General features: G+C 67.1%; 18 protein-coding genes and 1 pseudogene. 6 read left to right on the top strand and 13 right to left on the bottom strand.

Annotated features, from left to right (window positions below):
• Positions 1–10 precede the first annotated feature (10 nt).
• The 13 genes and pseudogenes from QMZ16_RS15000 to ubiE all read right to left on the bottom strand — a co-directional run bounded on the left by QMZ16_RS15000 (position 11) and on the right by ubiE (position 15,583).
• Positions 11–1,057, bottom strand: coding sequence for a Hint domain-containing protein (locus tag QMZ16_RS15000; RefSeq protein ID WP_282603826.1), 1,047 nt, complete (start codon positions 1,055–1,057; stop codon positions 11–13).
• Between the two features lie 142 nt (positions 1,058–1,199).
• Positions 1,200–2,117, bottom strand: a complete 918-nt coding sequence (gene argC, locus QMZ16_RS14995) for an N-acetyl-gamma-glutamyl-phosphate reductase (RefSeq protein ID WP_282603825.1) — start codon at positions 2,115–2,117, stop codon at positions 1,200–1,202.
• 71 nt (positions 2,118–2,188) lie between these two features.
• A complete protein-coding gene (locus QMZ16_RS14990) occupies positions 2,189–2,518 on the bottom strand; it encodes a DUF779 domain-containing protein (protein ID WP_022707096.1) in 330 nt (109 codons plus the stop codon).
• A complete protein-coding gene (locus QMZ16_RS14985; RefSeq protein WP_282603824.1) occupies positions 2,515–3,588 on the bottom strand; it encodes a DNA topoisomerase IB in 1,074 nt (357 codons plus the stop codon). Before QMZ16_RS14985 ends, QMZ16_RS14990 begins: the two co-directional genes overlap by 4 nt.
• Before the next feature lie 101 nt (positions 3,589–3,689).
• Complete coding sequence (gene adh, locus QMZ16_RS14980; RefSeq protein WP_282603823.1) at positions 3,690–5,216, bottom strand: aldehyde dehydrogenase; 1,527 nt, start codon at positions 5,214–5,216, stop codon at positions 3,690–3,692.
• Between the two features lie 129 nt (positions 5,217–5,345).
• Positions 5,346–6,302, bottom strand: a complete 957-nt coding sequence (locus QMZ16_RS14975; protein WP_282603822.1) for a GAF domain-containing protein — start codon at positions 6,300–6,302, stop codon at positions 5,346–5,348.
• A 210-nt stretch (positions 6,303–6,512) separates the two neighbouring features.
• Positions 6,513–7,601, bottom strand: a pseudogene (gene ugpC, locus QMZ16_RS14970) (sn-glycerol-3-phosphate ABC transporter ATP-binding protein UgpC); the annotation flags it as partial.
• 14 nt (positions 7,602–7,615) lie between these two features.
• Positions 7,616–9,151, bottom strand: a complete 1,536-nt coding sequence (locus QMZ16_RS14965; RefSeq protein ID WP_022707101.1) for an alpha-amylase family glycosyl hydrolase — start codon at positions 9,149–9,151, stop codon at positions 7,616–7,618.
• A 1-nt stretch (position 9,152) separates the two neighbouring features.
• Positions 9,153–10,280: a carbohydrate ABC transporter permease gene (locus QMZ16_RS14960; RefSeq protein WP_282603820.1), complete on the bottom strand. Its 1,128-nt coding sequence runs from the start codon at positions 10,278–10,280 to the stop codon at positions 9,153–9,155.
• A complete protein-coding gene (locus tag QMZ16_RS14955) occupies positions 10,280–11,275 on the bottom strand; it encodes a sugar ABC transporter permease (protein ID WP_282603819.1) in 996 nt (331 codons plus the stop codon). The genes QMZ16_RS14960 and QMZ16_RS14955 overlap by 1 nt, the downstream gene beginning before the upstream one ends.
• A gap of 67 nt (positions 11,276–11,342) precedes the next feature.
• The gene (locus tag QMZ16_RS14950) at positions 11,343–12,683 is read right to left on the bottom strand and encodes an ABC transporter substrate-binding protein (RefSeq protein ID WP_051142322.1); all 1,341 of its coding nucleotides are present in this window, start codon (positions 12,681–12,683) and stop codon (positions 11,343–11,345) included.
• A gap of 610 nt (positions 12,684–13,293) precedes the next feature.
• Positions 13,294–14,832, bottom strand: a complete 1,539-nt coding sequence (gene ubiB / locus QMZ16_RS14945; protein ID WP_282603818.1) for a 2-polyprenylphenol 6-hydroxylase — start codon at positions 14,830–14,832, stop codon at positions 13,294–13,296.
• Positions 14,833–14,836: 4 nt separating this feature from the next.
• On the bottom strand, positions 14,837–15,583 hold the full coding sequence (gene ubiE, locus QMZ16_RS14940) for a bifunctional demethylmenaquinone methyltransferase/2-methoxy-6-polyprenyl-1,4-benzoquinol methylase UbiE (RefSeq protein ID WP_282603817.1): 747 nt from the start codon (positions 15,581–15,583) through the stop codon (positions 14,837–14,839).
• Positions 15,584–15,659: 76 nt separating this feature from the next.
• On the opposite strand from ubiE, the gene mutM reads away from it, so the two are divergent.
• The 6 genes from mutM (at position 15,660) to recF (ending at position 21,949) form a co-directional block, all read left to right on the top strand.
• A complete protein-coding gene (mutM, locus tag QMZ16_RS14935; RefSeq protein WP_282603816.1) occupies positions 15,660–16,505 on the top strand; it encodes a bifunctional DNA-formamidopyrimidine glycosylase/DNA-(apurinic or apyrimidinic site) lyase in 846 nt (281 codons plus the stop codon).
• A gap of 73 nt (positions 16,506–16,578) precedes the next feature.
• Positions 16,579–17,355, top strand: a complete 777-nt coding sequence (locus QMZ16_RS14930; protein WP_022707108.1) for an enoyl-CoA hydratase — start codon at positions 16,579–16,581, stop codon at positions 17,353–17,355.
• A gap of 154 nt (positions 17,356–17,509) precedes the next feature.
• Complete coding sequence (gene rpsT / locus QMZ16_RS14925; protein ID WP_022707109.1) at positions 17,510–17,776, top strand: 30S ribosomal protein S20; 267 nt, start codon at positions 17,510–17,512, stop codon at positions 17,774–17,776.
• A 539-nt stretch (positions 17,777–18,315) separates the two neighbouring features.
• A complete protein-coding gene (dnaA, locus tag QMZ16_RS14920) occupies positions 18,316–19,668 on the top strand; it encodes a chromosomal replication initiator protein DnaA (protein WP_282603815.1) in 1,353 nt (450 codons plus the stop codon).
• 89 nt (positions 19,669–19,757) lie between these two features.
• Entirely contained in the window at positions 19,758–20,876 is a 1,119-nt protein-coding gene (gene dnaN / locus QMZ16_RS14915; protein ID WP_028725748.1) for a DNA polymerase III subunit beta, read from the top strand.
• Positions 20,873–21,949, top strand: a complete 1,077-nt coding sequence (gene recF / locus QMZ16_RS14910) for a DNA replication/repair protein RecF (protein ID WP_282603814.1) — start codon at positions 20,873–20,875, stop codon at positions 21,947–21,949. Before dnaN ends, recF begins: the two co-directional genes overlap by 4 nt.
• The last annotated feature ends 46 nt before the right edge of the window (positions 21,950–21,995 follow it).

Here is a 21,995-nt window from a genome sequence, read left to right as displayed (position 1 = left end):
CTTGTCGCCTTCACTGCGCCTGCAGCAGGCTCCGCGAATTTGCGGCGTGACGCCGCGCAAGGTTCCTGCCGACACGCCCTCCGATCAAGGGCCTTGCCGGGATCGGGCGATATGCGCGATCCCGCAACTCGGGGAAGATCGCGAAAATCTCGTCCCGGGCGGCGGGCCCGACCGACCTGAGCGCTTCGGCCCCGGTATGCAGCGACTCCGACGCAGCTGATTCGGCAAAGACCACCTCGTGGCGGTCCATCAGGAAATGCACGTAAAGGGGCGCGGCGATATCGTCCGCAACAGCGATCCCCGGCATGCCGCACAGATGCTTGGCCGCGACGAGAATCTCGGGGACGCCCGCCATGCGCTGCGCGATCTTCGAACGAACAAGGATGCGGTGCTGCGGGGAAACCACCAGGTCTCTTGCCGGCAGACCGTCCCCCAGTGCCCCGGCGCTGATCCGTATCGGACGCAGGGCGGGCTTGGCCGCGATCTCTTGCCATGACAGTTGGCGCGTGCCGATCCAGCGGATCGGCTGCAGGCCGTGATCGGCCGTATGGACCAGGGAACCGACGACAAGCCGTTCGACCGGCACTTCGCCACTGTCCGTCGTGATCATGGTACCCGCATGGAAGCAGGGAACGATGTCGGCATAAGCCTCGACCCCGGTGAAGCTGAAGCCCGATATCGTGAAGCTGTCGCCCGGACGCAGCGGGATCGTCGTTGCATAGCCGACGAAATCCGTGACCGCGGTCCCGCCCACAGTGACATAAAGCAACCGTCCCGTTTCGCCTGTGGTGTTGTTCACCACGGTCGCCTCGGCGGCGTTGTAGATGATCTGTCCGGTCGTGCCTTCGACGACGCCATCGATCACCAGATCCTCGGTCAGGTATTGCAGCGCGCCGGGTTCGTCCGGGCTGTCGGGATCCGCGGTCGCGTCGTTGAACAGCGGATCGTCGTCGCTGAACCGCGCCACGTCACCGGTCGAGACGACCGTATAGGTGCCGACCGCAGCAGGCGCGGCCTGCCCGAAATCGGCAGGCGAGAAGAGATAGATGCTGGGCATTCCGGGGCTCTCCCTGATCAGTGGCCCACTGCCCCTCGCCCTGAAGCAGGGCATCGGGCACACGACCTTGGATCAGGATGCACCTATTATGTACGCTTGGAAGCTGTCCAAGCGTACAGGTTTTCGGGTCGCCCCCAGTCGATCAGAGGCCCAGCCCCTCGGGCAGGCCCAGCATGATGTTCATGTTCTGCACGGCCGCACCCGACGCGCCCTTGCCCAGGTTGTCGAGAACCGCCACGATCAGCGCACAGCCGCCATCCTCGTCGCCATGGACGCTGATGCGCATGCGGTTGGTGCCGTTCATGTCCTGCGGGTCGATGCGCGCGCCCAGGGTGTCGGCGCGCACGACCTGCACGAATTCCTGCCCGGCATAGTGATCGGCCAGCGCCTGGTGCAGCGCACCGATGCTGCGGTCGTCGTCCAGATGCAGCGGCAGCTGCACCGCCATGCCCTGCGCGAAGCTGCCGACCGAGGGCGCGAAGACCGGCTGCATCAGCAGCCCGCCATGCGTCATGATCTCGGGGATGTGCTTGTGGCGCTGGTTCAGGCCATAGACGAAATGGGCGGGCGCGGTGCCGGCATCGTATTCGGCGACCAGCGCCTTGCCGCCACCGGTATAGCCGCTGACGGCATGGACGGACAGCGCCTCGGTTTCCTCGATCAGGCCCGCCGCGACCAGCGGCGCGATCATGGCGATGGCGCCGGTGCTGTAGCAGCCCGGGTTGCTGACGTGGCGCGCCGCGGCGATCCGCTCGCGCATTTCGGGGGCCAGTTCCGCGAAGCCGAAGACCCAGTCGGGATCGATCCGGTGCGCGGTCGAGGCGTCGATCAGGCGCACATCCATGTCGCGCGTCAGCTCGACCGCCTCGCGGGCGGCATCGTCGGGCAGGCACAGGATGGCGATGTCGGCCTGGGCGAATGCCTCGGCGCGGGCGGCGGTTTCCTTGCGTCGTGCAGGATCGACCTGAACCAGGCGGATGTCGTCGCGGCGCTCCAGCCGCTCGCGGATCTGCAGGCCGGTGGTGCCGGCTTCGCCATCGATGAACACGCTGTAGGTCATGGGCAATCCCTTCGGTCGAACCGCCACAGCCTTAGACGATCCGGCGCCGCGCGACAACGTCTGGCCCTGGTTCAGGTCGCACAGATGTCCGAGCGTGTCAGGAACCGCCTCTCGCGGCCGTTGTCCAGGCTGAACATCCCCCCGCGTCCCGGCACCACGTCGATGATCAGGTCGGTATGCTTCCACGTCTCGTACTGGCTGCCCGAGATGTAGAAGGGCGCGTCGCCCACATGGCCCAGCTGCACGTCGCGCTCGCCCACCCGGAATTCGCCCTGGGCATAGCACATCGGCGACGAGCCGTCGCAGCAGCCCCCCGACTGGTGGAACAGGACGGGGCCGTGATCGGCCTCGATCTCGGCCAGAAGGGCCAGTGCCTCGGGGGTCGCCGTGACCTTGCTCATGATTTCAGCCTCCTCCTCAGAAATGCCAGGACCCTGCGTTCGTCCGGGTCGAGCCCCGCCCCCGCAAGGTCGCGGTCGATGCGGTCGCGGATGTCCAGGACCAGCTCGTCCGCCAGCCATGCCTCGATCACCTCGGGGTGGACATAGCATTTGCGGCAGATCGCGGGCGTGTTGCCCAACCGCGCGGCGACCGATCCGATGACCTCGCGCAGGGTGCGGTCGCATCCGGTCCGCGATCCTTCGCGTTCGCATTCCGCAAGGGCCAGCGCGGCCAGGACGGTGCCGGTCCATGTGCGGAAATCCTTGGCCGACACGTCCCGCCCCGAGATCCGGCGCAGATAGTCGTTCACCTCGCCCGAGGTGATGGGACGGCGCTTGCCGTCATCGTCCAGGTACTGGAACAGGTGCTGGCCGGGGATGTCCTGCAGGTTGCGGATGACGCGGGCGACGCGGCGGTCGGTCAGGCGCAGGTCCCATTCCTTTCCCGACTTGCCGGTGAAGCGGAACCGGATGCGGCTGCCCGACAGGTCCACGTGGCGTTCGCGCAGCGTCGTCAGCCCGTGCGAGCGGTTCGTCCGCGCATAGCGCGCATTGCCCACGCGGATCAGGCTGTGTTCCAGCAGGTGCACGATGGTCGCCGCGACCTTGTCGAAGCCCAGCCCCCGCTTGCGCATGTCGGCATCGACATGGTCGCGGATGGCGGGAAGGGCTGCGGCGAATTCCATCATGTGGTCGTATTTCGCGGATTCGCGCAGGGCGCGGAAATCGGGGTGATAGATGTATTGCTTGCGCCCCTTGGCATCGCGGCCCGTGGCCTGGATATGGCCGCGCGGATCGGGACAGATCCACACCTCGCGCCAGGCGGGCGGGATGGCCAGCGCATCCAGACGCCTGCGCAGCGCCTTGTCGCGGATGACGGACCCGTCCGCCGCAAGATAGCTGAATCCCTTGCCGCGACCGCGCCTGCCCAGACCCTCCATGTCGGGGCCGACATGGAACAACCCGATCGAGCGGGCGGCATCTTCGGGATCGACGATATCGGCGTCCCGGCTGGCCGTATCCTTGGGCATGGGGTCGTCCGCGAACTGGGAAACTGGTCCGGCCCAACGTCGCCATCCCCCCGGCGGTTGCGACGGAAAGGCGGCCCCCGCAAGGGCCGCCCCGGTCCGCATCAGAAGAAGCCCAGCTTCTTCGGGCTGTAGCTGACCAGCATGTTCTTGGTCTGCTGGTAATGGTCCAGCATCATGCGGTGGTTTTCCCGCCCGATGCCCGACTGCTTGTAGCCGCCGAAGGCCGCATGGGCCGGATAGGCGTGATAGCAGTTCGTCCAGACGCGCCCGGCCTGGATCGCCCGCCCGAAGCGGTAGCAGGTATTGGCATCGCGCGACCACACGCCCGCCCCCAGGCCATAGAGCGTGTCGTTCGCGATCGACAGCGCCTCGGCATCGTCCTTGAAGGTGGCCACCGACACGACGGGGCCGAAGATCTCCTCCTGGAAGACGCGCATGCGGTTGTGCCCCTTGAGGACCGTCGGCTTGACATAGAATCCGCTCGACAGCTCTCCTCCGTGATCGGCGGCGGCACCGCCCGTCAGCACCTCGGCGCCTTCCTTCCGGCCGATGTCGAAATAGGAGAGGATCTTCTCCTGCTGCTCGCTGCTGGCCTGCGCGCCGATCATCGTGCCCTCGTTGCGCGGATCGCCCTGCACGATGGCCTCGACCCGCTTCAGCGCGCGGTCCATGAAGCGGTCGTAGATCTTCTCGTGGATCAGCGCGCGCGACGGGCAGGTGCAGACCTCGCCCTGGTTCAGCGCGAACATCACGAAGCCCTCGATCGCCTTGTCGAGGAAATCGTCATCCTCGCGGCAGACATCCTCGAAGAAGACGTTGGGGGACTTGCCGCCCAGTTCCAGCGTGACGGGGATCAGGTTCTCGGACGCGTATTGCATGATCATGCGGCCGGTCGTCGTCTCGCCGGTGAAGGCGATCTTGGCGATGCGCGGGTTGCTGGCCAGCGGCTTGCCGGCCTCCAGCCCGAAGCCGTTCACGATGTTCAGCACCCCCGGCGGCAAGAGGTCCGCGATCAGTTCGGCAAAGATCATGATCGTGGCCGGGGTCTGTTCGGCCGGTTTCAGGACGACGCAGTTCCCTGCCGCCAGCGCGGGCGCCAGCTTCCAACAGGCCATCAGCAGCGGGAAGTTCCACGGGATGATCTGCCCCACGACGCCAAGCGGCTCGTGGAAGTGATACGCGATGGTGTCGTGGTCGATCTCACTGATGCCACCCTCCTGCGCGCGCAGGACACCGGCGAAATAGCGGAAGTGATCGACGGCCAGCGGCAGGTCGGCGGCCATCGTCTCGCGGATGGGCTTGCCGTTGTCCCATGTCTCGGCGGTGGCAAGCAGCTGCAGGTTCTGCTCCATCCGGTCGGCGATCTTCAGCAGGATGCCGGACCGTTCGGTGGCGGACATCCGGCCCCAGCCGTCCTTGGCGGCATGGGCCGCATCCAGCGCGGCCTCGATGTCGTCGGCGTTCGAGCGGGCGATCTCGCCTATGGCGGCGCCGGTGATGGGGGTGACGTTGGTGAAGTACTTGCCCGAACGCGGGGCGACGAACTTGCCCCCGATGAAGTTGTCATAGCGGCTGGCAAAGGGCATCACGCCCACGCCCTTGAATTCATGCGTCTGGTCGTTCGGCATCCTATCCTCCCTTGGATGTGCGTGCCCGGATCTCCCGTCCCGGGTGTGGTGCAAGGGTTGCGGCGGGCGCGATTCGGGGCAATCGCCCGGACATGCCGCGCCGCAGAAGATGTCTCAGGGGTGGGACAGTCAGCCCTCCTGATGCCCGATGCCCAGCCGCGCCATGCGCCGGTACATGGTTGCGCGCCCGATCCCCAGGGCCCGCGCGGCGCGCGAGACGTTCCCGTCGGCCCGCGCAAGCGCGCGCATCAGCGCCGCGCGTTCGGCACGGTCCAGCGCCGGCAGGTCGGCCTGCCCGCCCAGAAGATCGGCGGCGGGACGGGGCCTGATCGCGCCCTCGCGTTCCAGGCCCAGCATCCGCCGCGCCGCGCGCGTGGCCCCCACCGCCAGATCGTCGCGATCGACCGCCAGCAATGCCGAGGCGTCGCCCGCCACGTCCGATGCCATGACGATCCGCGCGCCCGCAAAGCTCATGCGGAAGAACACGGCCTCGATCGCGCGGGCGGTCTGCTGCACCTGCGCCGAGATGAGGCGGTTGTAGCGCTCCGTCTGGTCGGCCCGCGCGCTGCTGACGTCCAGCGCGGCCAGAAGCCGCCCGTCCGGCCCCCAGATCGGCGCATCCATGCAGGACATGCCGGTATTGCGGGTGTGGAAATGCTCGTCGCGATGGATGGTGACCTGCCGCCCCTCGGCCAGGCAGGTGCCGATGCCGTTGGTGCCCTGCGCCGCCTCGGACCAGTCGGCGCCGACCCACAGCCCCCAGTCGCGGAACTGCGGCGCATCCCCGTCCGAGACCCGCTGATCCAGCACGATCCCCTGCGCATCGGTCAGCATGACGTTGCAGCCCGACAGCCCGACCAGGTTGTACAGCTGGTCCAGCTGCGGCGAGGCGACATCCAGGAACCCCGCCATCGCCCGTCGCCGATCGGCCAGCGCGGCCTCGGTCAGGCGTTCGGGGGCGCGGCGGTCGGCCGGGTCCAGCCCGTGTTTCAGAAGGGACCGGCGCCATGACGCCGCAAGGGCCGAGGTCGCGGAATTGGACCGCGACCGCGCGGCGACAAGCTCCGCGTGGTTTCGTTCGCTCATGTGATCCTCCCACCGGGGATCATAGCACGGCATGGGCGTCGCGGGCTGCAGCTTTTGCCGCAGCCCGCGAATGGGCGGATATCAGCGGACGGGGCCTTCGGGCTTGATGGTCCCGCCCTGGTCCGGAGCGTCCTGCGCAGGGGCCGCCGCACCGCCCGGCGCACCCGAGGGCGCGACGCGCGGACTGTAGGGGGGCAACCCTTCGGGGCCGTCGCGATAGAGCAGCGATTCCCCCTTGTGGAACAGGTGCAGCGCCTGCGGATCGGCGGTCAGCCGGACCGTGCGCCCGTTCAGCCCCGGATGGATGCCCGGCAGCTTGGCGATGATCGGAACCACCTCGGCATCGCCGGTCCCGAAATAGAGAAGCGTGACCTCGCCCAGGGCCTCGGTCAGATCGACCTTGCCCTCGAACAGCGCGGGTCCGTCGGCCTCTCGCATGTCCTCGGGGCGGACGCCCAGGTTGACAGGCATCCCCTCGTCGCCCGCGCGCGTGGGGATCGCCACCTGGGCGGTCAGCCCGCCATCCAGCTCGACCGTGGTGACCGGGCCGACGGAGGTCACGCGACCGGGCAGCAGGTTCATGGCGGGGCTGCCGATGAACTGCGCCACGAATTCGTTGACCGGACGCTCGTACAGCTCCAGTGGCGCGCCGACCTGCGCGATGCCGCCGCCCGCCAGGACCACGATCCGGTCGGCAAGGGTCATCGCCTCGGTCTGGTCATGGGTGACATAGATCATCGTGCGGTCGGGCATCGAGGCCTTCAGCTGCGCGATCTCGATCCGGGTGGCGACGCGCAGCGCCGCGTCCAGGTTCGACAGCGGCTCGTCGAACAGATAGACCTTGGGATCGCGCACGATCGCCCGCCCGATGGCCACCCGCTGACGCTGCCCGCCCGACAGCGCCTTGGGCAGGCGGTCCAGATAGGGCGTCAGCTGCAGCATCTTGCCCGCGCGGTCGGTCGCCTCGCGGATCTGGTCCTTGGACTGGCCCGCGATCTTCAGCGCGAAGGCCATGTTGTCGCGCACCGTCATGTGCGGGTACAGCGCATAGGACTGGAACACCATCGCGATGCCGCGCTGGCTGGGCGGGATGTCGTTCATCCGCTGCCCGTCGATGTCCAGCGTCCCGCCGCTGATCCGTTCCAGCCCCGCGATCATGCGCAGAAGCGTGGACTTGCCGCAGCCCGAGGGCCCGACGAAGACGATGAACTCGCCCGAACGGATGTCGAGGTCGATATCGCTGAGGACCTGCACGTCGCCATAGGACTTGGCGACGCCGGTCAGCTTCAGATCGGCCATCTTCGGTTCCTCCCCTAACCTTCGATGATCTGGACCTGCCAGGGCCGCAGCCCGCCTGCCTCATCGTCGGACAGGTTGGCGCGGACCAGCAGGCTCTGCTCGGCATCGCTGCGGCGGAAGGACAGGATCGGCCCTTCGGATGCCATCTCGGTCATGTCGCCGTGGCGCAGCGCGCTGTGCTTGCGGCGCAGGCCGATGGCCCAGCGATAATGGTGCAGGACCGACTGGGCGTCGGCCTCTTGCGCGACGGCGGTGCGCTGCAGGTGGGTATGCGGCACCGGCAGCCACGGCTTCGAGGTCGAGAAGCCGCCATTCACGCCCATGTCCCAGACCATCGGGGTGCGGCAGCCGTCGCGGCCCTTGAACTCGGGCCAGAACTCGATGCCGTAGGGGTCGCACAGATCCTCGAAGGCGATGTCGGCCTCGGGCAGGCCCAGCTCTTCGCCCTGGTACAGGCAGACCGAGCCGCGCAGGCACATCAGCACCGTGCAATAGGCCTTGGCGGCCTGGTCGGTCAGGTTCCAGCGGCTGATATGGCGCACCACGTCATGGTTCGACATGGCCCAGCAGGCCCAGCTGTTCGGCGCGACCTCGAGCATGCGCTCGAAGACCTGCACGATGCGGTCGGCGGGCAGATCGTCGCCCGACAGGAAGTCGAAGACATAGGACATCTGCACGCGACCCGGCACGCCGGTATATTCCTCGAGCAGTTCCAGCCCGCGCTCGCTGTCGCCGATCTCGCCGACGACGACGGCACCCCAGGGGGCGATCGTCTCGCGGAAGCGTTCCAGGAAGGCCAGGTTCTCGGGCTGGGACTTCGAGAACCGGTGGCTCTGGTGGTTGTAGGGGTTCACGGCGGGCGCGGTATCGGCCTTGCGCAGTTCGGGCGCCAGCGGCGGGTTGTCGCGCAGCTGCGCGTCGTGGAAATAGAAGTTGATCGTGTCCAGACGGAAGCCGTCCACGCCGCGATCCAGCCAGAACTTCGCCATGTCCAGCAGGGCGTCCTGCACGGCCGGGTTGTGGAAGTTCAGGTCGGGCTGCGACGACAGGAAGTTGTGCAGGAAATACTGCTCTCGCCGCGCATCCCACTGCCATGCGCTGCCGCCGAAGATCGACAGCCAGTTGTTCGGCGCGGTCCCGTCGGGCTTGGGGTCGGCCCAGACATACCAGTCGGACTTGGGGTTGTCGCGGCTGGAACGGCTTTCCTTGAACCATTCGTGCTGGTCCGAGGTATGCGACATCACCAGGTCGATCATCACCTTCAGGCCCAGTTCGTGGGCGCGTTCGATCAGCCAGTCGAAATCGTCCATCGACCCGAACAGCGGGTCGATGCCGCGGTAATCGCTGACATCGTAACCGAAATCCTTCATCGGGGACGTGAAGAAGGGAGAGATCCAGACCGCGTCCACGCCCAGCGAGGCGACATAGGGAAGGCGCTGCGCGATCCCCGCAAGGTCGCCCACGCCGTCGCCGGTCGTGTCTTGGAAACTGCGCGGGTAGATCTGATAGATGATCCCGCCCTTCCACCAATCCGTCGTCTGTTCCGTCAAGTCATCCACCTTTCACGGAGCCGGCCAGCAATCCGCGGACCAGGTATTTCTGCATTGCGAAGAAGACCGCCAGCGGCACCGCGATCGAGATGAACGCGGATGTCGCCAGGATCTCCCATTCCCCCCCGCGAGAGCCCATCAGCTCTCGAAGAAGGCCGGTCATCACCAGCTGTTCGCGGGTATTGCCCAGGAAGACGGTGGCCACCAGAAGATCGTTCCAGACCCACAGGAACTGGAAGATCGCGAAGCTGGCCAGCGCCGGGAACGACAGGGGCAGGATGATGCGGCGGAAGATCTGGAAATCCGTCGCCCCGTCCACGCGCGCGGATTCGATGATCTCGCGCGGCAGGCCCACCATGTAGTTGCGAAGAAGATAGACCGCCAGCGGCAGGCCGAAGCCGGTATGCGCCAGCCAGATCCCCAGGTATCCCTTGCCGATGCCCATCTCGTTGTGCAGCCGCAACAGCGGGATCAGCGCGACCTGCAGCGGCACGACCAGCAGGCCGACCACCGCCGCCGTCAGCAGCGCGCGGCCCGGAAACTGCATCCATGCCAGCGCATAGGCCGCGAAGGCCGCGATCATGATCGGGATCACCGTCGCCGGGATCGTGACCGTCATGGTGTTCATGAAGGCGCGCCCCAGTCCCGTGGCCGACAGCACGCGGGAATAGTTGTCAGTCGTGAAGCTGGGCGGCGAGGAGGTGGTGACGAAGATCCGCTCTCCTCGGCGCATGTCGAACTGCGTGTCCGACACCATGCGATAGCTGCCGTCGTCGGCCACGGTGATGTCGATGCCCTCGTCGATCTCGACCGTGTCGCCGGGCGCATGGGCACCCGGTTCGCGGGCGCTGGTGCCCCAGGCGACCAGCTGTTCGCCATCGGCGGTGACGCTGCCCTCGATCACCCAGACGCCGTCCTGCAGGGCACCCTCGGTGCCCGACCGCACGAAGCCGGTCTGCTCGGACCCCGAGAAGCTCTGCCACCAGCCCGATTGCGCGATCTGGTCGCGGTCGCGGAACGAGGACACGAACAGGCCGAGCGTCGGGATCGTCCACAGCAGCACCAGGAGGAACGCCGCGATGTTCACCGCCCAGCCGAGCGAGGATTTCTGTCCGGCCATCCCCTCCATCAGCGGACCTCCTTGCGGGCGTTCCAGATGTTCCAGACCATGATCGGCGTGACCAGGATCATCAGGACGATGGCGATGGCCGAGCCGCGCCCGTAATCGGGCGTGCCGCGGAACATCCAGTCATACATCAGGTTGGCCAGCACCTGCGTGCCCCATTGCCCGTTGGTCATCACGAAGACGATGTCGAAGACCTTCAGCACGACGATGGTGATGGTGGTCCAGACGACCGCGATGGTCCCCATGATCTGCGGCACCTTGATCTTGAAGAACACCTGCAGGGGCGATGCGCCGTCCAGGATGGCGGCCTCGATGGTTTCCTCGGGGATGCCGCGCAGGGCGGCCGACAGGATGACCATGGCAAAGCCGGTCTGGATCCAGACCAGCACGATCATCAGGAAGAAGTTGTTCCAGAAGGGCAGGCTCAGCCAGATCTGCGGCTCGGCGCCCATCTGCGTGACGATCCAGTTCAGAAGGCCGATCTGGGCCTCGCCCGAGGCGCGGTATTCATAGATGAACTTCCAGATGACGCCCGCGCCGACGAAGCTGATCGCCATGGGCATGAAGATCAGCGACTTGCCGATATTGCCCCAGCGGATGCGGTCGGTCAGCTGCGCCGCCAGCAGGCCGAACGCCGTGGAGGCCGCGGGCACGAACAGCAGCCACAGCATGTTGTTCAGCATGGATTCGCGGAACTTGCCGTCGCTCAGCAGCCAGGCATAGTTGTCGGCCCCCACGAAGCGGGTGCCGTTGGAATTGAACAGCGACCGCCACAGGCTGTCGAAGACCGGATAGACCAGGTACATCCCCAGAAAGACGATCGCCGGCCCCAGGAACAGCCACGGCCTGATCTGGTTGGCGCGGCGGATGTTGTCCCCCGCCTTCGGCCCCTTGGCCGGAAAGATCTTGTCGAGGACCCAGTTCGAGCCCCAGAACCACGCCACGCATCCGAAGACGCCGATGGCGATGGTGCTGATGGCCAGCCAGAACAGTTCCATGTCGTCCTACCCCCTGCGGTATCGCGTCGGGCATGGCGCGATCGCCATGCCCCGTTTCAAGGCCGGATCAGTCCAGCGAGGCCCAGGTCTCCTGGATGCGGTCGGCAACGTCCTGCGCGGAATCGCCGCCGACGAAATCGACCATGCCGGTCCAGAAGGCGCCCGCGCCGATCGCGCCCGGCATCAGGTCCGACCCGTCGAAGCGGAAGACCGTCGCATCCAGCAGGATCTGACCCATGCGCTTCAGCGTCTCGTCGCCATAGGCGTCGGGATTGGCGCCCGAATGCGGCGTGACGAAGCCCTTCTGCGCCATCCAGATCTCGTGGGCGGCGGGGGTCTTCAGGAACTCGACGAAGGCCATGGCGGCGGGGTTGTCGCTCATGACGGCGAACATGGTGCCGCCGCCCAGCACGGGCTGGCCGAACTCGCCCGATTCGGGGGCGGGCATGTAGAAGAAGTCCGCATCCTCGCCGATCATCGTGCCCTCGGGGAAGAAGGTCGGGATGAAGCTGGCCTGGCGGTGCATGTAGCAGCCCGGAGGGCTGTCGAAGAGGCCGGCGGGGCTCTCGCGGAAATCGGTCACCGGAACGGCGCCCACGCCGCCCGCGACGAAGTCCTCGTTCTTGGCGAACCAGCCGAATTCCTCGATGGCGGCGACGACCTTGGGATCGTTGAACGGCATCCCGTTCGTGGTCCAGGCGTCGTAATCCTCGGGGGTGGCGGTACGCAGCATCAGGTCCTCGACCCAGTCGGTCGCGGGCCAGCCCGTCGCGCCGCCCGATCCCAAGCCGATGCACCAGGGCGTCTCGCCATCCTCGACCATCTGCTCGGTCAGGGCCTTCAGGTCCTCGTAGGTCTCGGGCACGTCATAGCCGAAATCCTCGAAATTCTCGGGAACGTACCAGACCAGCGACTTCACGTCGGCCTTGTAGGGGAAGGCGAACAGCTGCTCGGTCCCGTCCTGCCCGGCATAGGTGCCAAGCTTCGCCCAGCTTTCGCCAGCGGCATAATTGTCGACCAGCCACTGGCGGGTCTCGTCGCCCAGCGGCTGGAGATAGCCGCGCTTGGCCAGATCCGACGCAAGCCCCGGCTGCGGGAAGACGGCGACATCGGGCGGAGAACCTGCCTCGCTGTCGATCACGATCTGCTGCTCGAAGCTGTCGGACCCGGAATAGCTGGCATTCGCGCCGGTGGCCTCGTTGAAATAGGCGATGACCGAGCTGAACAGCTCCTGGTCGCCACCCAGCCAGGGGCCGAGGATGTCGAAGCTTTCCCCCTCGAGGCCGGTATGCGCGGCCTTGAACTCCTCGAGGCTGGCCCAGTCGATGCGGTCGTCGCTGCCCGGCTCGATCACCAGCTGCGCCTGCGCGGTTCCCGCCAGCAGCGCCATGGCCGCCGCGGTCGTCATGATCTTCTGTTTCAACTCGTCCTCCCTGACTGTCGATGCCGCCCCTTGCCGGGCGGGTATTGGGGCGAAGCTTCGGGCAGAACAGGCCGGAATGTCAAACGCTTCCGGAAGCTGCCGCATCCGTGCGGCAAGGGCGATTCCCGCGCCCGTTCCGGTGTTTCCAGCGATTTCCGGATCGTCCTGCCACAAGCGGGCCGCAGGCTGCGGGCGGCGACGTTGCGGCATTCCGCACATGCGTTTCGAAACCGCTTTCGATACGGTTCCCCGAAGGCCATGCCGGTTCGTCCATCGCGCACCCCCTGCCATCGCGGGACCACCGGCCCCAGGCCTTCATTCAGCCCGCGCACATGCCTCGCGTCAAGCGTGCATCGCGGCGCGCTTCACGGGATTTTGTACGACCCTCTTGATTTTGGATTTCAGGTGCCTAAGCTGGCCTTCCATCAACGCCCCCAAGGGGGATGCACGATGACGGAACACCGCCCGGGGGCGATGGAGGGCGCCCACGGACGGTTCACGCGCAGGCCGATCGCATCGGCATGACCGATCCGCTGAGCGGCCTGCGCGCTTATTCCATCACAAGCCCATTACACCGGCAAAACGAAAGACGGTTTCAGCCGGCCAGGGCCAGCCCGATTCCCGTGCCCGCGGCCAGGGCCAGCACGGTCACCAGCCAGATCGGCAGCGCCGGACGGGGCGCGACGACCGTCAGGCGGGCCTCTTCGGGGTGGGCGCGTTCCCACAGGGCCTGTTCGACCATGCGCGGCAGCAGCGGACCGAAGCGGGCGACGGTCTGCGCGACTTCGCCCAGGTCGTGGGCCACGGCCTTGGGGCCGATGCTTTTCTTGATGTAGTCCGACACGACCGGCTTGGCCGCGTCCCAGATGTTCAGCTGCGGGTCCAGCGACCGGGCGACACCCTCGACCACGACCATGGTGCGCTGCAGCAGGATCAGCTCGGTCCGGGTGGGCATGCCGAAACGCTCGGTCACCTCGAACAGGTAGGACAGCAGATTCGCCATGCTGATGCGGCTGGCATCGGCGCCGAAGATCGGCTCGCCCACGGCGCGCAGGGCGCGGGCGAAGGCGGCCTCGTCGCGGTCGCGGGGGACGTATCCGGCCTCGAAATGCACGCGCGCCACGCGGCGATAGTCGCGCTGGATGAAGCCGTAGAGGATCTGGGCATAGACGCGGCGGGTATATTCGTCGATCTCGCCCATGATCCCGAAATCATAGGCGATCACGTCGCCATTGGCCGCGACTTTCAGGTTGCCGTGATGCATGTCGGCATGGAAGAAGCCGTCGCGCAGGGCGTGGGACAGGAACAGCTGGATCACCCGGCGCGCGATGTCGGTGACATCGTGGCCCGCGGCGATCAGCGCGTCGCGATCGCCCATGGGCAGGCCCTCGGCCCAGTCCGCGCTCATGACCCGGCGGGCGGACAGGCCCCAGTCGGGGCGCGGCACCTGGAAGCCCGCATCCTCGGTCGTGTTCTCGGCGAACTCGGATGCGGCGGCGGCTTCCAGCCGCAGGTCCTGTTCGGCGGTGACGGTCTGCTCGAAATGGCGCACCACGTCGCGCGGGCGCAACCTGCGCGACGACGGGGCGATGATCTCGATCATGCGGGCGCCGAAATGGAAGGCGTCGATGTCACGCTTGAAGGCGGGGCCGATGCCGGGGCGGACGACCTTGACGGCGACCTCTCGGCCGGTCTCGCGGATGCGGGCGCGGTGCACCTGCGCGATGGAGGCCGCGGCCACGGGCTCGGAAAACTCGCTGAACAGCTCGTCCACGGGGGCGCGCAGCTCGGTCTCGATGACCTTGCGGGCGGTGGCGGTGTCGAAGGGCGGCAGGCGGTCCTGCAGCATCCGCAGCTGGCCGGCCAGTTCCGGCCCCACGACATCGGCGCGCGTGGACAGGATCTGGCCGAACTTGATGTAGGCCGGGCCAAGCGCGGTGATCGCACGCGTGATCGGCGGCAGGTTCGGATCGCCCTTGTAGCCCAGCCAGCGGAAGGGCCAGCCCATGACCCGCGCCGCCATGCGCAGCCGGATCGGTGCATCGACCGCGTCCAGCACGGCGGCCATCGCGCCGGTCCGTTCGAAGGTCGCGCCCGTGCGGATTAGCCGCAGGATGTTCAGGGGGCCGCGCATGGGCTCAGATCTTCCAGCCCGAATGCAGCGCGGCGATGCCCATCGACAGGTTGCGATACTGGACCCGACCGAAGCCCGCATCGCCGATCATCTGCGCGAAGGTCTCCTGGTCGGGGAACTTGCGGATCGATTCGACCAGGTACTGATAGCTGTCGCGATCGCCCGTCACCGCCTGCCCCATCGCGGGGATCACGTTGAAGCTGTAGCGGTCATAGGCCCATTGCGCGGCGGGCACCGGGATCTGGTTGAATTCCAGCACGACGATCCGCCCGCCGGGGCGCAGGACGCGGTATGCCTCGGCCAGCGCATCGGGGATGCGGGTGACGTTGCGGATGCCGAAGCTGATCGTGTAGCGGTCGAAGCTGTTGTCGGCGAAGGGCAGCTTCATCGCGTCGCCCGTGACCCAGGCCAGCCGGTCGGCGCGCTCGACGGCCTCGGCGCGCTTCTGACCCTCGACCAGCATGGATTCGGTCATGTCGCAGACGGTGACGCGCGCGCCGGGCGCACGCTCCAGGAAGCGGAAGGCCACGTCGCCCGTACCGCCTGCCACGTCCAGCAGGTGCTGCCCGTCGCGGGGCGCAAGCCAGTCCATCAGCGCGGTCTTCCACAGGCGGTGGATGCCCGCGCTCATCAGGTCGTTCATCAGGTCATAGCGGGACGCCACGCTGGAAAAGACGCCGTGGACCATGCCCGCCTTTGCGTCCTCGTCGACCGTCTGGAAACCGAAATGTGTCTGCTTGCCGTGTGTCATGCCGCTTGCCGTTTGTCCGTTCAGACGCCAGATAATCCCGGCCCGCCGCGGGCACAATGCGACGAAAGGGAATGGATTGCCAGAACTGCCGGAAGTCGAAACCGTCAGGCGCGGCCTTCAGCCGCACATGGAGGGGCTGCGCATCGCCGATGCCGATATCCGCCGCCCGGACCTGCGCTGGCCGCTGCCGCCCGACCTGCGGCAGGTGATGACGGGCGCGCGCGTCACGGGCCTGCGGCGCCGGTCGAAATACCTGCTGACCGACATCGGCGACCGCGGCACCGTCCTGTGGCACCTGGGCATGTCCGGCCGCATGCTGATCGAGGGCGCCAGCCAGGGCGAATTCCACCGCGACCCCGCCGTCTATGCCCGCCACGATCACGTGGTCCTGCGGATGGAGACAGGGACGACCATCACCTTCAACGACGCGCGGCGCTTCGGCATGGTGGACCTGATCCGCCCGGGCCAGAGCCACCCGCTGCTGGACCACCTGGGCCCCGAGCCGCTGGATCCAGGCTTCACCGCCGACCACCTGGCCGCGGCCTTCGCGGGGCGGCGCGTGCCGGTCAAGCAGGCGCTGCTGGATCAGCGCATCGTGGCGGGGCTGGGCAACATCTATGTCAGCGAATCGCTGTTCCGGGCGGGGATCGACCCGCGCCGCGCGGCGGGCCGGATCGGGCGGTCGCGGATCGCGGATCTTGTCGGGCATGTGCGCGACGTGCTGGCCGACGCGATCGAGGCCGGGGGATCGTCCCTGCGCGACCACCGCCAGGCCACCGGAGAGCTGGGCTATTTCCAGCACAGCTTCCGCGTCTATGACCGCGAGGGACAGCCCTGCCTGCGCGCAGGCTGCGCGGGAACCGTGCGCCGGATCGTGCAATCGGGCCGGTCCAGCTTCTGGTGCGCCGCCTGCCAGCGCTGAACGCTTGGATTTCCGCGCCAAGTGCTGCTAGGACTCGCACGCAGTGCAAAACGGCAAGGGGTCCAAAGGCACCATGGCTTACGAAACCATCATCGTGGAGATCGAGGACGAGATCGCCCTGATCCGGCTGAACCGTCCCGAGGCGCTGAACGCGCTGAACGCCACGCTTCTGGAAGAGCTGTCCTCGGCCCTGACCGAGGCCGACCGCAACGACAAGGTGCGCTGCATCGTCCTGACCGGCAGCGAGAAGGCATTCGCCGCAGGCGCCGACATCAAGGAGATGTCCGACAAGAGCTTCGTCGATGTCAGCGACGAGGACCTGTTCGGCGCGCAGATCGAACAGATCACCCGCGTCCGCAAGCCGCTGATCGCGGCGGTCAGCGGCTATGCCCTGGGCGGCGGCTGCGAGCTGGCGATGGTCTGCGACTTCATCATCTGCGCCGAGAACGCCAAGTTCGGCCAGCCCGAGATCAACCTGGGCGTCTGCGCCGGCATCGGCGGCACGCAGCGCCTGACGCGCTTCGTGGGCAAGGCCAAGGCCATGGACATGAACCTGACCGGCCGCTTCATGGATGCCGCCGAGGCCGAGCGTTCGGGCCTGGTCAGCCGGGTCGTCCCGACCCCCAAGCTGATCTCCGAGGCGATGACCGCCGCGCGCAAGATCGCCGAGAAGTCGATGATCGCCGCCCGCACCGTCAAGGAATCGGTTAACCGTTCGTACGAGACGACGCTGCAGGAGGGCCTGCTGTTCGAGCGCCGCGCCTTCCATTCGCTGTTCGCGACCGAGGACCAGAAGGAAGGCATGGCCGCGTTCCTCGAAAAAAGAGAGCCCCAGTTCCGCGATCGCTGATCGGGGCTTTCCTTTCGGGCCGCTTTGTCCTATAGGCCCTGTCCTACATGCGCGTGGGCCCGCTTAAGGCAAGAATCAGGACGGCTTTTCCGAAAGCCGTCGCCTTGGGTCTTTTGCGCGACGAAACGCAACAGACCCGTAAGGAGCCACCACAATGGCCAATACCGCCCAGTCCAAGAAGCGCGCCCGCCAGGTCGAGCGTCGTACCGACGTCAACAAGGCACGCCGCTCGCGCATCCGCACCTTCCTGCGCAAGGTCGAAGAAGGCATCGCCTCGGGCAATGCCGAGACCGCACGCGCAGCCCTGCTGAGCGCCGAATCCGAGCTGATGCGCGGCGTCACGAAGGGCGTCGTCCACAAGAACACCGCTGCCCGCAAGATCTCGCGCCTGGCAGCGCGCGTGAAGGCGATCAACGCCTGATCGCGACCGCCGTTTCAACGGCGGATTCCAAGCCGATTCTACCGGAAACGGATAAGAGGGGTGCATGCGTTTCGCATGTGCCCCTTTTGCATGCGCAGAATAACCGTTTCAAAAAATTCAATGTTTTCAGTGGTGTGTCTTTTTTGTCCGAAGACTCAACGACCTCCGAGATTCGAATCTGGAAACTCGCTGTCAAGCGCATAGTTCGGTTGCGGCAGCCCGAGGGCTGGGGCTAATTTCCAACCTGCGATTCACGTCGCTGTCGGGGGACGGGCCGAACCTGATGCATGGATTTCCACGCATCGCACGGCCGGGCGTTCAAGCGGTTCGCGCTGCTTACGCCCCTCGGGTCCGCATCGGTCGGCTGCCACCGGTCGGTTCGGGTCCTGTGTCTTTGAAGGTTAGCGGGCAAATGCCCTGAAACGGTCGCTTCGACCGTCAGGGATCCTTTGTCCGTTCCGCACCCCGACAGCGCGCGCAACAATTCTGTCCCGCCGGATGAACCGGCGGGGATCGGGGACAGGCACGGGAAACGGGCGATGATGGACAAGATCTGGGGTCAGGCATGCGCAGAGCTGGAAGGCAGCGTGGGGCCGCATAATTACAATCACTGGATCAAGCCGCTGCGCCTCACCTCGATCGACGAGGGTGCCGCGCGCCTGGTCAGCCCCACGCGCTTCATCTCGGACTGGGTGAACCGCCATTACGGCAACCAGATCCTCGAGGTGCTGAACCGCCAGGGCGCCACGGTCGAGCGTCTGCGCTTCGACGTGGGCAGCGCCGCGCCCAAGCCCGTTCCCGCAAACGATCCGGCCCCCGCCCAGCCGACCACGCGCATCGCCCCGCGTGCCGATCTGGGTGCGCCGCTGGACCCGCGCTACACCTTCTCGAACTTCGTCGTCGGCAAGCCGAACGAGCTGGCCCATGCCGCCGCCCGTCGCGTGGCCGAGGGCGGTCCCGTCGGCTTCAACCCGCTGTTCCTCTATGGCGGCGTGGGCCTGGGCAAGACGCACCTGATGCATGCGATCGCGCATGAATACGGCGTCCGCCATCCGAACGCGCAGGTGCTGTACCTGTCGGCCGAACAGTTCATGTACCGCTTCGTGCAGGCCCTGCGCGAAAGCTCGATCATGGATTTCAAGAGCATGTTCCGCAACGTGAACATGCTGATGGTCGACGACGTGCAGTTCATCGCCGGCAAGGACAGCACGCAGGAGGAATTCTTCCACACCTTCAACGCGCTGGTCGATCAGGGCAAGCAGATCGTCATCTCTGCCGACCGCGCCCCCGCCGAGATCAAGGGCCTGGAGGAACGCATCAAGTCGCGCCTGTCCTGCGGCCTGATCGTGGACCTGCACCCCACCACCTACGAGCTGCGCCTGGGCATCCTGCAATCCAAGACCGAGGCCTTCCACCGCCAGCACCCGGACCTGGTGATCGGCGCGGGCGTGCTGGAATTCCTGGCCCACCGCATCAGCACCAACGTCCGCGTCCTGGAAGGCGCGCTGCAGCGTCTCTTCGCCCATGCCAGCCTGCTGCGCCGCGAGATCACGCTGGAGGTCGCGCAGGAATGCCTGACCGACATCCTGCGCACGAACGACCGCAAGATCTCGATCGACGACATCCAGCGCAAGGTCGCGGAACATTACAACATCCGCCTGGCCGACATGATCGGCCCCAAGCGCGCGCGCAACGTCGCCCGCCCGCGCCAGATCGCGATGTATCTGTGCAAGCAGCTGACCAGCCGCTCGCTGCCGGAAATCGGTCGCCGCTTCGGCGGTCGCGACCACACGACCATCATGCATGGCGTCCGCAAGGTCGATGAACTGATGGGCGACGACACCGCCCTGGCCGAGGACGTCGCCGTCCTGCGCCGGATGCTGGAAGGCTGATCCATCTAACGTCTTGAGCGATGCGCCGGGGGCCGTTACACATCGGGTCCGGCCTTCGCATCGATGGCCGAATGGGACAGGGGAAGCTGATGAAATTCTCGATCGAGCGTGCCGTGCTGGTCAAGGCCGTCGCACAGGCCCAATCCGTCGTCGAGCGTCGGAACACCATTCCGATCCTTGCCAACGTCCTGATCGAGACATCGGATGACGGCGTCAGCTTCCGCGCGACCGATCTGGACACCGAGGTCGTGGACCGCGCGCCCGCGCAGGTCGTGCGCCCCGGCGCCACGACCGTCAGCGCCGTCATGCTGAACGAGATCGCCCGCAAGCTGCCCGACGGCGCGCTGGTGCAGATCAGCGCCGATGCGGAATCGGGACGTCTGCAGGTGCAGGCGGGCCGCTCCAGCTTCAACCTCGCGACCCTGCCGCGAGAGGATTTCCCGGTCATGGCGACCAGCGAATACGCCGCGAACTTCACCGCCCCCGCGGGCGTGCTCAAGCGGCTGTTCGACAAGTCGAAATTCGCCATCTCGACCGAAGAGACGCGGTATTACCTGAACGGCGTCTACATGCATGTCTCGGACAGCCCCGAGGGGCGCAGCCTGCGCTGCGTGGCGACCGACGGCCACCGCCTGGCCCGCATCGACGCCGACCTGCCCGATGGCGCCGCCGACATGCCGGGCGTGATCGTTCCGCGCAAGACCGTGGGCGAGCTGCGCAAGCTGCTGGACGACGACGAGGCCGAGATCGCCGTCTCCGTCAGCGAGACGAAGATCCGCTTCGCCACGCCGACCATCACGCTTACCTCGAAGGTGATCGACGGGACCTTCCCCGATTACAGCCGCGTCATCCCCGTCAGCAACGCCCGCAAGCTGGAGGTGGACGCGACCGACTTCGCCCGCGCGGTGGACCGCGTGGCCACCGTCAGCAGCGAACGTTCGCGCGCGGTCAAGCTGGCGCTGGACCAGGACCGCCTGATCCTGTCGGTCAACGCCCCCGATGCCGGCGCCGCCGAGGAGGAGCTGATCGTGGCCTATGGCGACGAGCCGCTGGAAATCGGCTTCAACGCGAAATACCTGCAGGAGATCGCAAGCCAGGTCGATCGCGACAATGCCGTGTTCATGTTCAACGGATCGGGCGACGCCGCCCTCATCCGCGAGGGCAGCGACGAGAGCGCGGTCTATGTCGTCATGCCGATGCGCGTGTGACACTGCGGCGGATCGAGCTGGCGCAGTTCCGGTCCTGGCCGCGCCTGGATCTTGATCTGGACGCGCGCCCGCTGGCGATCTTCGGCCCGAACGGATCGGGCAAGACCAACATCCTGGAAGCCGCGTCAATGCTGGCGCCGGGGCGCGGCTTTCGCGCGGCGCCAGCCCCCGAACAGGCGCGCAAGGGCGTCGATGCGGGCTGGCGCATCCGCGCCGAACTGTCCGACAACCTGATCGAGACCCAGGCCGCACCCGGCCAGTCCCGCAGCGTCGCCATCGACGACAGGCAGGTGCCCCAGACCGCGCTGGCCCGCCTGCTGCGGGTGATCTGGCTGGTCCCCGCGATGGACCGCCTGTGGACCGAGGCCCCCGAGGGGCGGCGGCGTTTCCTCGACCGCGTGACGCTGTCGCTGATGCCCGACCATGCCGATCTTGCGCTGAGCTATGACAAGGCGATGCGCGAACGGAACCGCCTGCTGCGCGACCAGGCGGGCGATCCGCGCTGGTATCGCGCGCTCGAGGCCCGCATGGCCGAGGCCGGCGCCGCCCTGACCCGCAACCGGCTGGAGGCGCTGGACCGGATCGCCGCGGCGCAGGAAGGCGGGCGCGACTTTCCGGCCGCACGCCTGACGCTGCTGCCCGGCGAGGGTCATGCCGACGATGCGGATGCCGCATCCATCGCCGACCGCATGGCCGCGATGCGCCCGCGCGACATGGCGGCGGGGCGCAGCCTGACCGGCCCGCACCGTGCCGATCTGGGCGCGCATTGGGGCCCCGAGGACATGCCCGCCGCGCTGTCCTCGACCGGCGAACAGAAGGCGCTGCTGCTGTCGCTGATCCTGGCCAATGCCCGTGCGCTGTCCGACCAGCCGGTGCTTCTGCTGCTGGACGAGGTGGCGGCCCATCTGGATGCCGACCGCCGCGCGGCACTCTATGACCGGATCGCCACCATGCCCGCCCAGAGCCTTCTGACCGGCACCGGCCCCGAGCTGTTCGACGCCTTCGGCATCCGCGCGCGCGCCCTGTCCGTGACCCGCGACGGCAGCCGTTCGCAGGCCGCCTGGCCGGACTGATCGAAAACCCGCCGCGGGGGCTGAAAAACCCTGTCAAAGCCGTGAC

Source organism: Paracoccus sp. PARArs4 (assembly GCF_947311865.1).
Taxonomy (GTDB): Bacteria; Pseudomonadota; Alphaproteobacteria; order Rhodobacterales; family Rhodobacteraceae; genus Paracoccus; species Paracoccus zeaxanthinifaciens.
This window is presented reverse-complemented; position numbering and strand designations above follow the sequence as displayed.

Bases quoted from the DNA above. Each gene is read 5' to 3' on its own strand.
- QMZ16_RS15000 (WP_282603826.1), bottom strand. From the start codon at position 1,057: ATGCCCAGCATCTATCTCTTCTCGCCTGCCGATTTCGGGCAGGCCGCG.
- argC (WP_282603825.1), bottom strand. From the start codon at position 2,117: ATGACCTACAGCGTGTTCATCGATGGCGAAGCCGGCACCACCGGCCTG.
- QMZ16_RS14990 (WP_022707096.1), bottom strand. From the start codon at position 2,518: ATGAGCAAGGTCACGGCGACCCCCGAGGCACTGGCCCTTCTGGCCGAG.
- QMZ16_RS14985 (WP_282603824.1), bottom strand. From the start codon at position 3,588: ATGCCCAAGGATACGGCCAGCCGGGACGCCGATATCGTCGATCCCGAA.
- adh (WP_282603823.1), bottom strand. From the start codon at position 5,216: ATGCCGAACGACCAGACGCATGAATTCAAGGGCGTGGGCGTGATGCCC.
- QMZ16_RS14975 (WP_282603822.1), bottom strand. From the start codon at position 6,302: ATGAGCGAACGAAACCACGCGGAGCTTGTCGCCGCGCGGTCGCGGTCC.
- QMZ16_RS14960 (WP_282603820.1), bottom strand. From the start codon at position 10,280: ATGGAGGGGATGGCCGGACAGAAATCCTCGCTCGGCTGGGCGGTGAAC.
- QMZ16_RS14955 (WP_282603819.1), bottom strand. From the start codon at position 11,275: ATGGAACTGTTCTGGCTGGCCATCAGCACCATCGCCATCGGCGTCTTC.
- QMZ16_RS14950 (WP_051142322.1), bottom strand. From the start codon at position 12,683: ATGACGACCGCGGCGGCCATGGCGCTGCTGGCGGGAACCGCGCAGGCG.
- ubiB (WP_282603818.1), bottom strand. From the start codon at position 14,832: ATGCGCGGCCCCCTGAACATCCTGCGGCTAATCCGCACGGGCGCGACC.
- ubiE (WP_282603817.1), bottom strand. From the start codon at position 15,583: ATGACACACGGCAAGCAGACACATTTCGGTTTCCAGACGGTCGACGAG.
- QMZ16_RS14930 (WP_022707108.1), top strand. From the start codon at position 16,579: ATGGCTTACGAAACCATCATCGTGGAGATCGAGGACGAGATCGCCCTG.
- rpsT (WP_022707109.1), top strand. From the start codon at position 17,510: ATGGCCAATACCGCCCAGTCCAAGAAGCGCGCCCGCCAGGTCGAGCGT.
- dnaA (WP_282603815.1), top strand. From the start codon at position 18,316: ATGATGGACAAGATCTGGGGTCAGGCATGCGCAGAGCTGGAAGGCAGC.
- dnaN (WP_028725748.1), top strand. From the start codon at position 19,758: ATGAAATTCTCGATCGAGCGTGCCGTGCTGGTCAAGGCCGTCGCACAG.